This is a genomic window from Micromonospora profundi, assembly GCF_011927785.1.
Lineage (GTDB): Bacteria > Actinomycetota > Actinomycetes > Mycobacteriales > Micromonosporaceae > Micromonospora > Micromonospora profundi.
In genome coordinates this window covers 2,193,936-2,206,175 of record NZ_JAATJK010000001.1, presented here as the reverse complement: position 1 = coordinate 2,206,175, position 12,240 = coordinate 2,193,936, and the positions used below count along the sequence as shown (strand labels likewise).

Genomic DNA, 12,240 nt, shown 5'->3' with positions numbered 1-12,240 from the left:
GGAGCTCTTTTCGTGCACATGCCATGGCCGCTGCCTGACGAGAACTGGTTCGCCGCCAGTCAGCCCGAGCCGGACAGCCCGGACCGGCGGCTCGAGGCGCTTGTCGCGCAGCGACTGAGCGCCGACTCGACCACGAGGCGGCAGCGGATCGGCGTCACAGTGCAGAACCGGGTGGTCATCCTGTCCGGGTTGGTGAGCGACACTGACGCACGCCAGGTCGCCGCGGAACTCGCCTGGGACGTGCCGGGAGTCTTCGACGTCTGCAACACGCTGCGGCTCGGCGACCAGCGCCGCAGCCGCCGCTGAACCGGGTCGCACCACGCCGCAGCTCGCCGGCCAGGACCGCGCCGCCCGCAGCTCGCCCGCCAGGGGCCGTATGTCAGAGGCCCTGGCGGGCGAGCGCGTCGTTCAGTAGGCGTGCCCCTGTGGGAAACGCCGCGGGGTTGGGGCCGGCGTAGCTGAGTCGGAGGAACGGCCCTGTGGGTTCGGCGGGAAACCACTCGGTCCCGGGGGCGATGACGAGCCCGGCGTCTCCCGCGTCGGAGGCGAGCCGTTTGACGTCTGTGCCGTCGGGCAGGCGGACCCACAGGTTCAACCCTCCGGCCGGCACCCTGTCGATGTGCGCCAGTGGGGCGTGCTCGCGTAGCGCGGTGACGAGGAGATCGCGTCGCGCGCCCAGTTGCTGGCGCAGGCCGCGCAGGTGCGTGGCGAAGGAGGGCTGGGTGACGACGTCGAGCGCGGCGGCTTGCAGGAGGCCGCTGACGTACATCGACTCGGCGGCCTGGTCGGCCAGGAGCCGTTCGCGGGCCGGGCCCCGGGCGATGACGGCCGCCACGCGGATGGCCGGCGACACGCTCTTGGTGAGCGAGCGCAGGTAGACGACGTGGCCGCTGTCGTCGTGGGCGGCCAGGGGTGTCGCGGTGGCGGTGTCGCCGAGGTCGTGGGCCCAGTCGTCCTCGACGACGAAGGCGCCGTGCTCGCGTACGACGGTGAGCACCTGCTCGTGCAGCGCCGCCGACCACCGTGCTCCGGTGGGGTTGGCGTGGTTCGGTTGGGCGTAGAGCACCCGGGCGGCCGTCTCGGCGAACGCGCGGGCCACCTCGCGGGGGTCCGGCCCGTCGGGGCCGCTGGGGACCGGTACGACCCGCACGCCTGCCTGCCGTGCGGCCAGGATGGCTCCCCAGTAGGTCGGGGACTCCAGCAGCAGTGGTTGACCGGGCCCGACCAGGGCGCGGAACACCGAGCTCAGTCCACTCTGGCTGCCGGGGACGATGATGACGTCGCTGGGTGTGGGTGGTGTTCCGCCGAGCGGGGTGACGGCACGCACCTCGTCGGCGAACCAGGACTGCAACTCCGGCAGGCCGGCGGTGGGCGGCCGGGTCAGCGCAGCCTCCGTGCGAGCCGCCCGGGCGAGCGCGGAGCGGACCAGACGCTCCGGGAGAAGCTCCCGGTCCGGGTAGCCGGCGTGCAGCGCGACGACGTCGTTGGGGGCGCTGCGCAGCGCTGTCGGCACCGCGCCGGAAAGGGCGTGCGGCGCGCGTAGCGCGGCGGTCTGCCAGCCGTAGTCGGCCGGTCGCGCCGTCCGTACGGCGCGGACGAACGTGCCGACTCCGGGCCGGCTCTCGACGAGCCCGCGGGCGGTGAGGGTACGCAGCGCCTGCTGCACCGTCACGGGACTGGCCTGGTAGCGGGCGACCAGTTCCCGGGTGGACGGCAGCCGTGCACCGGGTGCGGCCGTCGTGATCCACCGGGCGAGGTCGGTGGCGATCCGGGTGCTGCTACCGTCATTCATGAGAACACAGAGTAGCGCTACTGCAATCACGCGGACGGCGATACCGCCGGCCGGGCTTCGCTGGGGTCTGGTGGGAGTAGCGGCGTTCTCGCTCACCGTCCCCCTCACCCGACTGGCAGTGGGCGGCCTGTCGCCCCTGTTCATCGGGTCGGCCCGAGCGGTCGTCGCGGCGCTGCTGGCCGCGATCGCTCTGACGATCACGCGCCAGCGCCTGCCGCGCGGCGCGCAGTGGCTCCGCCTCGCCGTGGTGGGCGGCGGCGTCGTCGTCGGGTTTCCGCTGCTGACCTCGTTCGCCCTGACCAGCGCGCCGGCCAGCCACGGCGCTGTCGTGATCGCCGTGCTGCCGGCGGTGACCGCCATGCTCGCCGTCCTGCGCGGACACGAGCGCCCGCCCGGCCGGTTCTGGGTCGCCGCCGGCGCTGGCGCGGTGGCCGCCACGGTCTTCGCCTCGGCGCAGTGGGGTGGCCTCGGTCGACTGCACCCCGCCGACCTGCTGCTCTTCGGCGCGGTCGTGGCCGCCGCCGCCGGGTACGCCGAGGGCGGTCTGCTGGCCCGCGAGCTGGGCGCCTGGCAGACCGTCTCCTGGGCGCTCGTCCTGTGCTCCCCGCTCATGGTGGCCCTGACTGTCGTCGCCGTCGCCCGAGAGGTCCCGCAGGGCACGCCTGCGCAGTGGGCGGCGTTCGGCTACCTCGGCGCGGTCAGCATGTTCCTCGGCTTCTTCGCCTGGTACCACGGGCTGGCGATCGGGCCGATGGCGCAGGTCAGCCAGGTGCAACTCGCCCAGCCCGTCATGAGCATCGCCTGGGCGGCCCTGCTGCTGGGCGAGCAGATCGGCGCCACGACGCTCGTCGGCGGCCTCGTGGTCATCCTGTGCGCCGCGACAGCGATCCGCACGCGACTCGGCACCAACCGGTGATGGGACGCGGGCCGGCGCGTAACCTCGGCACATGTGGATCGTGCGGGGGTTCGGTGGCTGACGCGGACGACGTGCGGCGACTGGCGCTCGCTCTGCCGCACGTGGTGGAGGTCGACAGCGCCGGCTTCGACTTCCGGGTGGCCGACAAGGGATTTGTCTGGTCCTATCCGGAGCGCCGCCCCGGCAAGCCACGGCTGATCCGCACCGACGTCGCCGTGCTGTTCGTCGGCGACGAGGCCGAGAAGCAGGCATTGCTGCTCGGCGAGCCCTACCTCTTCTTCACCGCGCCCGGTTACGAAGGGCTGCCCCTGGTGCTGCTGCGCCTGCCCGAGGTCGGCGTCGAACGCCTCAGCGAACTCGTCACCGACGCGTGGCGGATGCGGGCACCGGCCGCGCTCGTCGCCGACCTCGACGACCCCGCGACGCTCTCGGGCTAGCGACCCCGCCGCCGGCAGGCGGCCGCCGAGCCGGACCGGGCCGCGGCCGGACCGGGCGGCAGCGAGCAAGAGGGCCAGCCGCGTTGCGGCAAATAGCGACATCCGTACGCAACCTGGTTGACACATTGACGCGGATCTCGGCGTTCGATTACCGTGCGAGTCAGAGAGAGCGCTCTCTCAGTCGACCTTCTCCTCATTTCAGACGCAACGCGCCGGAACGGGCACGGACCGTGACCCGGCGTGCGATGGAGGCACCATGAAACCTCCCGTCCCCCACCGTCGATGGGTCCTGGCCGCCACCACGGCCCTGGCCCTGGTCGTCGGCGGCCTCACGATCCCCCTCACCCGCGCCGCCGAGGCCGCCGCCGTCGGCGCCGGTAGCTACACCACCACCCCGGTCGGCCCGCTCCCCTCCGGCTGCGGCTCGATGTCGAGCAACCCCCGGCAGTTCGCCACCGCCAACGCGCCCGCCGGTGCCATCCCCACAAACGACTGGTGGTCCTCGCTGCTCTGGAAGCGCACCGACTGCTCCTTCAGCGAGCCCCTGCACGCCCACCCGATCTCGTACGACACGTTCACCGACGGTCTCGGGTTCTCCGCCAACTCCACGCCCGCCATCAGCGGCACCGCCACCGGTGTCGGCGAGTTCCACTACCCGTACGTGCAGGACATCCGGGTCGGCGTCGCCGGGCTCGGCGCACCCCAGGTCAAGGTCGACGGCTGGAGCGACTGGACGGTCAGTCCGCACTGGAGCGACGGCACCCGCACCCTGCGGGCCACCATCGGCCACGGCCTGCCGTTCGCGTACTTCCAGAGCACCGGCGGCGACGCGGTGATCAGCACGAGCGGCAACCCGGAGGTCTGGTCCAACAGCGGTGCCACAATCGGATTCCGGGTCAACGGCCACGACTACGTGGGGTACGCCCCCAGCGGCGCCAGCTGGAGTGTCGCCTCCGGCCGGATCTCGTCGGGGCTGGCCGGTCGCGGGTACTTCTCGGTGGCCCTGCTGCCGCCGACCTCCAGCGCGTCGGAGCGCTCCGACCTGGCCGCGACGTACGGCAGGTACGCGCACGCCCACGTCACCGGCACCACAGTCTCGTACACCTACGACCAGGCCACGAGCGGGCTGAACACCACGTACGCGTTCACCACCACCGCCCGGGAGGGCAGCGCCACGCAGACTGTGGTCAGCCTCTACCCGCACCAGTGGAAGTCGCTGTCCGGGTCCACCCCGATCACGCCGACGTACCCGTCGGCGCGGGGGCGGATGAAGGTGCTCACCGGCGTCAGCCAGTTCCGCACCGCCATGAAGTTCCAGGGCGTACTGCCGGAGTTGCCGGCCGTCGGTGACGGCAGTGGCGCCGACCTGGCGACGCTCAACGGTCACCTGGCCGCCGCACGTAGCAACCCGATGGACCAGCGCGGCGGCGACACCTACTGGACCGGCAAGGGGCTCGGCCGGGCCGCCCGGCTCGCCGAGGTCGCCGACCTGGTCAACGACACGGCCACCCGCGACAGTGCGCTGAACGCCATCCGCAGCACGCTCACCGACTGGTTCACCGCGTCGAGCGGAAAGACCAGCAGGGTCTTCTACTACGACAGCAACTGGGGCACCCTCATCGGCTACCCGGCGTCGTACGGCTCGGACCAGGAGCTCAACGACCACCACTTCCACTACGGCTACTACATCGCGGCCGCCGCGACTCTCGCCAAGTTCGACCCGTCGTGGGCCTCCACCAGCCGCTACGGCGGCATGGTGGACCTGCTGATCCGCGACGCCAACAACTACCGACGCGACGACACGCGCTTTCCCTACCTGCGGGACTTCGACATCTACGCCGGCCACGACTGGGCCTCCGGGCACGGCTCGTTCGGCTCCGGAAACAACCAGGAGTCCTCGTCGGAGGGAATGAACTTCGCCAGCGCCCTCATCCAGTGGGGACAGGTCACCGGCAACACCGCCGTCCGTGACGCCGGCATCTTCCTCTACACCACGCAGGCCGCGGCCATCCAGGAGTACTGGTTCGACGTCAGCGACCAGAACTTCCCGGCCGCGTTCGGACACTCGACTGTCGGCATGGTCTGGGGCGACGGCGGCGCGTACGCCACCTGGTTCAGCGCCGAGCCGGAGATGATCCAGGGCATCAACCTGCTGCCGATCACCGGCGGGCATCTCTACCTGGGCAACAACCCGGCGTACGTACGCACCAACTACGCCGAACTGGTCCGCAACAACGGCGGGCCACCCACTGTGTGGCAGGACATCCTGTGGCAGTTCCAGGCCCTCGGCGACGGTGACGCGGCGCTGGCGAACCTGCGGGCGAACCCCAACTACACAGTCGAGGAGGGCGAGAGCCGGGCGCACACGTTCCACTGGATCCGCAACCTCGCGGCGTTGGGCACCGTCGACACGACGGTCACCGCCAACCATCCGCTGAGCGCGGTCTTCTCCCGCAACGGTTCACGCACCTATGTGGCGTCGAACCCGACCGCGAGCCCGATCACCGTCACGTTCTCCAACGGCACCAGGCTCACCGTGGCGGCCGGAAAGACTGCCACCACCGGGGCGTACACCTGGAGCGGTGGCAACGCCGCTGGCGGCGTCACCCCGACCACGCCGCCCACCACGGCACCGCCGACCACGGCACCGCCCACGACGGCTCCCCCGACGACGGCTCCCCCGACCACGCCGCCGCCCAGCTCGGGCTCTCCGACCCGGTACCTGCTGTCGAACGGCGGGCTGGGCACCGCCGGAAGCGCGGCCACGACGACTGTCGCGGCGGCAAACGGAAACCACGACGGTACGCCGACCAACGCGCGCGTGTTCACGGCGACCGGCCTCAACCTCGCCTACTCCGGCGGGCAGAGCGCGTTCGACCTGTTCCTGGACGCGGGCACGGCGGTCGGCAACGGCGTGCAGGTGCGGATCTCCTACGACCTGACCGGCAACGGCAGTTGGGAGCGGGTGGAGACCTTCCGCTACTTCGCCACCGACCCGGTTTCCGGCTACGAGCACTACACCCAGAGCGCCGGCCTGGCCTCGGCCACCGGAACGTTGGGCGCGCTGTCCAACGGCACGGTCCGGGTGGAGGTCTGGTCGGCGATCGGCAACAACCCCACAACCCTGGGCATCGGCAACCAGTCGGTGCTCCGGCTCCCCTACTCCTGAGCGCGCTTTCCGGGTCGCCGTCGGTCGGGCAACGACCGGCGGCGACCCGGAACCGCGTCCAGGTGGACCTGCGGCGAGCAAACCGACAGACCACCCAAACGACGCATCACGGCATCGACGCCGAGGATCGGACACCGATTCGGCAACCTGGGCGTGGCAGCCAAAAACTTTTGTCAGGTTCCTACAACTGAGCGGCGGTCTGTTCGGCGGTTGCGCCATGGCATTCCGCGCCCCGAGCCGGAAAAGTGATCACTGCCGGGAGCCCATCAACTCGCGGCGTGCACATGATGGTCTACCAAAGGGGTCAGTCGGGTGTTCAACCGTGTCGCCATCGTCAACCGTGGTGAAGCCGCCATGCGGCTCATCCACGCGGTCCGAGAGCTGGCCGCGGAGACGGGCATCCGGATCGAGACGATCGCCCTCTACACGGACGTCGACCGCACCGCCACGTTCGTCCGCGAGGCGGACATCGCCTACGACCTCGGCCCGGCGTCCACGCGCCCGTACCTCAACCTGGCCACCCTGGAGCGCGCCCTCGTCGAGACCGGGGCGGACGCCGCCTGGGTCGGCTGGGGCTTCGTCGCCGAGGACCCGGCGTTCGCGGAGCTGTGCGAGAAGATCGGCGTCACGTTCATCGGCCCGAGCCCGGACGCCATGCGCCAGCTCGGCGACAAGATCGGTTCGAAGCTGATCGCCGAGAAGGTGGGCGTACCTGTCGCGCCGTGGAGCCGCGGCGCCGTGGAGACACTTACCGCCGCCCGCGCCTCGGCCGCCGAGGTCGGCTACCCGCTGATGCTGAAGGCCACCGCCGGCGGTGGCGGCCGTGGCATCCGCGTGGTCCGCGACGAGGCCGAACTGATCGACGCGTACGAGCGCACCAGCCAGGAGGCGGCGCGGGCGTTCGGCAGCGGCATCGTGTTCCTGGAGCGCCTTGTCACCGGCGCCCGGCACGTCGAGGTCCAGGTGATCGCCGACGGGCAGGGCACAGCGTGGGCGCTCGGCGTACGCGACTGCTCGGTGCAGCGCCGCAACCAGAAGGTCATCGAGGAGTCGGCGTCGCCGGTGCTCAGCCCCGAGCAGGCAGCCGAGCTGAAGACGTCGGCGGAGCGGCTCGCCATCGCCGTCGGCTACCGCGGCGCGGCGACAGTCGAGTTCCTCTACCACCCCGGCGACCGGCTGTTCGCGTTCCTGGAGGTCAACACCCGCCTCCAGGTCGAGCACCCGATCACCGAGCTGACCACCGGATTCGACCTGGTCAAGGCCCAGCTGCACGTCGCGGCGGGCGGCCGGCTCGACGGTGAGCCCCCGGTCGAGCGCGGGCACGCCATCGAGGCCCGGCTCAACGCCGAGGACCCCGACCGGGACTTCGCGCCGTCGCCGGGGCGCATCGCGCGGCTGGACCTGCCCAGCGGCCCCGGCATCCGGGTGGACACCGGCGTCAGCGAGGGCGACACCATCCCCGCCGACTTCGACTCGATGATCGCGAAGATCATCGCGTACGGGCGCAACCGCGACGAGGCGCTTGGCAAACTGCGCCGGGCGATGGCGAACACCACGGTGATCATCGAGGGTGGCGCGACGAACAAGAGCTTCGTGCTCGACCTGCTCGACCAGCCCGAGGTGCTCGACGCCAGCGCGGACACCGGCTGGATCGACAGGGTCCGGGGCGAGGGCCGGCTCGTCACGCACCGGCACTCCGCTGTTGCGCTTGCCGCGGCCGCCATCGAGTCGTACGAGGAGGAGGAGCGGGCCGAGCGGCAGCGACTGCTGTCGACGGCCTCCGGCGGGCGCCCGCAGGTGCAGCACGCCAGCGGCCGTCCGCTGGACCTCAAGCTGCGCGGCGTCACCTACCGCCTGCGGGTGGCACGCATCGGCGCGCACCGGTTCCGCGTCGGCATCGAGGCGGGCGGCACCGTACGCACCGCCGACGTCGTCCTGGACCGCTTCGACAGGCACACCGGCCAGATCGTCGTCAACGGCATCCGGTACCGCCTGCTCACCGGCACCCACGGCCCGACCCATCTCGTCGAGGTCGACGGCGTCACCCACCGGGTCAGCCGCGACGAGGGCGGCGTCGTCCGCTCCCCCATGCCGGCTCTGGTCGTGGCCACACCGCTGGAGGTCGGCGCCGAGGTCGAGGCCGGCGCGCCGGTGCTGGTGCTGGAAGCCATGAAGATGGAGACGGTGCTGCGCGCGCCGTTCCGGGCGCGACTCAAGGAGTGCGCCGTCTCCGTCGGCAGCCAGGTGGAGGCCGGAGCGCCGCTGCTGCGGCTGGAACCCCTCGGCGACGAGTCCGCGACGACTGTGGCCGGCCCGAGCGCCGCCGCCGTCGAGCTGGACCTGCCCGCCGCCGACGACGACGTGTCGGCGTACCAGCGCAGCCGGCGCGGCCAGGAGGATCTGCGCGGCCTGCTGCTCGGCTTCGACGTCGACCCGCACGACGACCGTCGCGTGCTCGACGACTACCTCGCGGTACGGCGGACGGCCGCCGAGGAGGGCCACCCGCCGCTCGCCGCCGAACTGGACCTCATCGAGGTCTTCGCCGACCTGACCGAGTTGAGCCGCAACCGGCCCACCGGCGAGGACGGCGGCGCCCACGTCCGTAGTGCGCGCGAGTACTTCCACACGTACCTGCAGAGCCTGGACGTGGAGCGGGCCGGGCTGCCGGACGGCTTCCAGGCCAAGCTCGCCAAGGCGCTCGGTCACTACGGTGTCAGCGACCTGGACCGCTGCGGCGACCTCGAAGCCGCCGTCTTCCGGATCTTCCTCGCCCAGCAGCGGGCGGCGGCCGACGCCACTGTCATCGCGGCGCTGCTGCGCGCGTGGCTGCGCGAGACCCCGCCGGAAGAGGCGCTGCGCGAGCCGGCCGGACTGGCACTGGAGCGGCTGATCGCCGCCACCCAGGTCCGCTTCCCCGTCGTCGCCGACCTGGCCCGGGGCGTGGTGTTCGCCTGGTTCGCCCAGCCGCTGCTGCGCCGCAACCGCGCGCGCGTCTACGCCCAGGTCCGTGGGCACCTGCGGCACCTGGACGCGCACCCGGACGCGCCCGACCGCACCGAGCGCATCGCGGAGATGGTCCGCAGCACCGAGCCGCTGGTCCGGCTGCTCGGTCAGCGCCTCGTGCGCGACCACCTCGACAACACGGTAATGCTGGAGGTCCTGACCCGGCGGTACTACGGCAACCGGGCGCTCACCAGCGTGCGTACCCGCGATGTCGAGGGCTGCTCGTTCGTGGTCGCCGAGCGCGCGGATTCGAGTGTGGTCTCCGCAGCGGTGCGCTTCGACACGCTCGGTGTCGCGCTGCGCGGGCTTGCTGAGCTGGCCGGCGGCGAGGACGCCGTCGACGCCGACATCTACCTCGGCTGGGAGAACCAGCCGGAGGACTTCGACGCGATGGCCGCAGCGCTGCTGGAGGTCGTCACCGCGCACCCGCTGCCGGCGCAGGTGCGCCGCCTCACCACCACAGTCGCCGGTCGCGGCGGCGCGGTGATGCACCACCACTTCACGTTCCGCCCGTCGGACGGTCAGATGGCCGAGGATCGGCTGATCCGGGGTCTGCACCCGTACATCGCGCAGCGGATGCAGCTGGAGCGGCTGCACAAGTTCGACCTGACCCGGCTGCCGTCGGCGGACGAGGAGGTCTACCTCTTCCAGTGCGTGGCCAGGGAGAACCCCGCCGACGATCGTCTCGTCGCGTTCGCGCAGGTGCGTGACCTGACCGAGCTGCGCGAGCAGGACGGCCGGCTGGTGGCGCTGCCCACCGCCGAGGACGCCATCGCCGCCTGCCTCGACTCGATCCGCCGCGCCCAGACGCTGCGGCCGTCGAAGACGCGCTTCACCACGAACCGCATCGTGGTGTACGTCTGGCCGCCGAGCGAGCTGACCCGCCAGGAGATGGAGATGATCGCCGGGCGCGTACGTCCGACGACCGTGGGCGCCGGGCTTGAGGAGATCCTCTTCATCGCCCGCCAGCGTGACCGTCGTACCGGCGAACTGACCAAGATCGCTGTCCGGATCACGTTCGACGCGGCGGGTGGTGCCGAGCTGACAGTCGGCGAGCCACCGGTCGAGCCCGTCGAGCCGCTGGACGAGTACCGGCTGAAGGTGCTGCGCGCCAGCAGCCGCAACACCGTGTACCCGTACGAGCTGACCGGCCGCCTCGGTGACTTCGTCGAGTACGACATCGACGACGACCACGTGCTGGTGCCGGTGGACCGGCCGAAGGGGCGCAACCGCGCCGCGATCGTCGCCGGTGTCGTCACCACGCCGGCGCCGCTGCACCCGCAGGGCGTCACCCGGGTCGTGCTGCTGGGTGACCCGACGAAGTCGCTGGGCGCCCTGTCCGAGCCGGAGTGCCGGCGCGTGATCGCCGCACTGGACCTCGCCGAGAGCATGCGGGTGCCGCTGGAGTGGTGGGCGCTGTCCGCCGGCGCCCGGATCTCGATGACCTCGGGCACCGAGAACATGGACTGGGTGGCGGCGGCGCTCAAGCGCATCGTCGAGTTCACCCAGGCCGGCGGTGAGATCAACATCGTGGTGGCGGGCATCAACGTCGGCGCTCAGCCGTACTGGAACGCCGAGGCCACGATGCTCATGCACACGAAGGGCGTCCTGGTGATGACACCGGACTCGGCGATGGTGCTGACCGGCAAGCAGTCGCTGGACTTCTCCGGTGGCGTGTCCGCCGAGGACAACTTCGGCATCGGCGGCTACGACCGGGTGATGGGCCCGAACGGGCAGGCGCAGTACTGGGCACCGAACCTGACCGCCGCGCGGGACGTACTGATGGCCCACTACGACCACACGTACGTCGTGCCCGGCGAGGCGGCACCTCGGCGGGCGGCGACCACGGACCCGGTGGACCGTGACGTCTCCGACTTCCCGCACGACGTGGCGAGCAGCCCGTTCCGTACCGTCGGTGAGATCTTCTCGGTCGAGTCCAACCCGGACCGCAAGAAGCCGTTCGACATCCGGACGGTGATGCGGGCGCTCTCCGACCAGGACCACCCGGTGCTGGAGCGATGGGCGGGCATGGCCGATGCGGACACCGCAGTGGTGCAGGACGTCCACCTCGGCGGGATCCCGGTGTGCCTGCTCGGCATCGAGTCCCGGTCGGTGCCGCGGCGTGGCTTCCCGCCCACCGACGGCCCGGACACCTACACGGCGGGCACGCTGTTCCCGCGCTCGTCCAAGAAGGCCGCGCGGGCCATCAACGCGGCGAGCGGCAACCGGCCCCTTGTCGTGCTGGCCAACCTGTCCGGCTTCGACGGCTCACCGGAGTCGATGCGCAAGCTGCAGTTGGAGTACGGCGCCGAGATCGGCCGGGCGATCGTCAACTTCGACGGCCCGATCGTCTTCTGCGTCATCTCGCGCTATCACGGTGGCGCGTTCGTGGTGTTCTCGAAGGCACTGAACCCGCGCATGACGGTGCTGGCGCTGGAGGGGTCGTTCGCCTCGGTGCTCGGCGGCGCTCCGGCAGCGGCGGTGGTGTTCTCCGCGGACGTCAACGCCCGTACCGCCGCCGACGATCGGGTCCGCGACCTGCAGGCGCGCGTCGCCGCCGCGTCCGGCACCGACCGCGCCGCGCTGACCGCCGAGTTGGACGAGCTGCGGTCCTCGGTGCGGGCGGAGAAGCTCGGCGAGGTGGCCACGGAGTTCGACAGGGTGCACAACATCCAACGCGCTGTCGAGGTGGGCTCGGTGGACGCCGTCATCCGCGCCGCCGAACTGCGCCCGCGCATCATCGAGGCCATCGAGGACCACCTGCGGTAGCACGCGCGTTTGCCCACGGTGCCACTGTCGATCGTCGACAGTGGCACCGTCGCTGTGTGAGGGCCGTCCGGACGCCCGAAAGTTTCAACCATCCGATGTTCGTGGCCGCGCAGCTCACTCGGCCGATTTCCGGAAGTTTTCACAGTTGACGAGG

At 71.5% G+C, this 12,240-nt stretch carries 6 protein-coding genes; 5 read left to right on the top strand and 1 reads right to left on the bottom strand.

Going from position 1 to position 12,240, the window contains the following annotated elements; all coding sequences use genetic code 11:
• Positions 1–12 precede the first annotated feature (12 nt).
• Positions 13–306, top strand: coding sequence for a BON domain-containing protein (locus F4558_RS09640; RefSeq protein ID WP_053661272.1), 294 nt, complete (start codon positions 13–15; stop codon positions 304–306).
• A gap of 73 nt (positions 307–379) precedes the next feature.
• Here F4558_RS09640 and F4558_RS09635 read toward each other — a convergent pair whose 3' ends face one another.
• On the bottom strand, positions 380–1,792 hold the full coding sequence (locus tag F4558_RS09635) for an aminotransferase-like domain-containing protein (RefSeq protein WP_167943821.1): 1,413 nt from the start codon (positions 1,790–1,792) through the stop codon (positions 380–382).
• On the opposite strand from F4558_RS09635, the gene F4558_RS09630 reads away from it, so the two are divergent.
• From F4558_RS09630 to F4558_RS09615, 4 genes are all read left to right on the top strand, one after another.
• Positions 1,791–2,708 carry a DMT family transporter gene (locus F4558_RS09630; protein ID WP_167943820.1) on the top strand — a complete coding sequence of 306 codons (918 nt, stop codon included), beginning with the start codon at positions 1,791–1,793 and terminating at the stop codon, positions 2,706–2,708. The genes F4558_RS09635 and F4558_RS09630 overlap by 2 nt on opposite strands.
• Positions 2,709–2,761: 53 nt before the next feature.
• The gene (locus F4558_RS09625; RefSeq protein ID WP_312877299.1) at positions 2,762–3,145 is read left to right on the top strand and encodes an MmcQ/YjbR family DNA-binding protein; all 384 of its coding nucleotides are present in this window, start codon (positions 2,762–2,764) and stop codon (positions 3,143–3,145) included.
• 256 nt (positions 3,146–3,401) lie between these two features.
• Entirely contained in the window at positions 3,402–6,314 is a 2,913-nt protein-coding gene (locus F4558_RS09620; RefSeq protein WP_167943818.1) for a glycosyl hydrolase, read from the top strand.
• 312 nt (positions 6,315–6,626) lie between these two features.
• Positions 6,627–12,086, top strand: coding sequence for an ATP-binding protein (locus tag F4558_RS09615; RefSeq protein WP_167943817.1), 5,460 nt, complete (start codon positions 6,627–6,629; stop codon positions 12,084–12,086).
• Positions 12,087–12,240 lie beyond the last annotated feature (154 nt).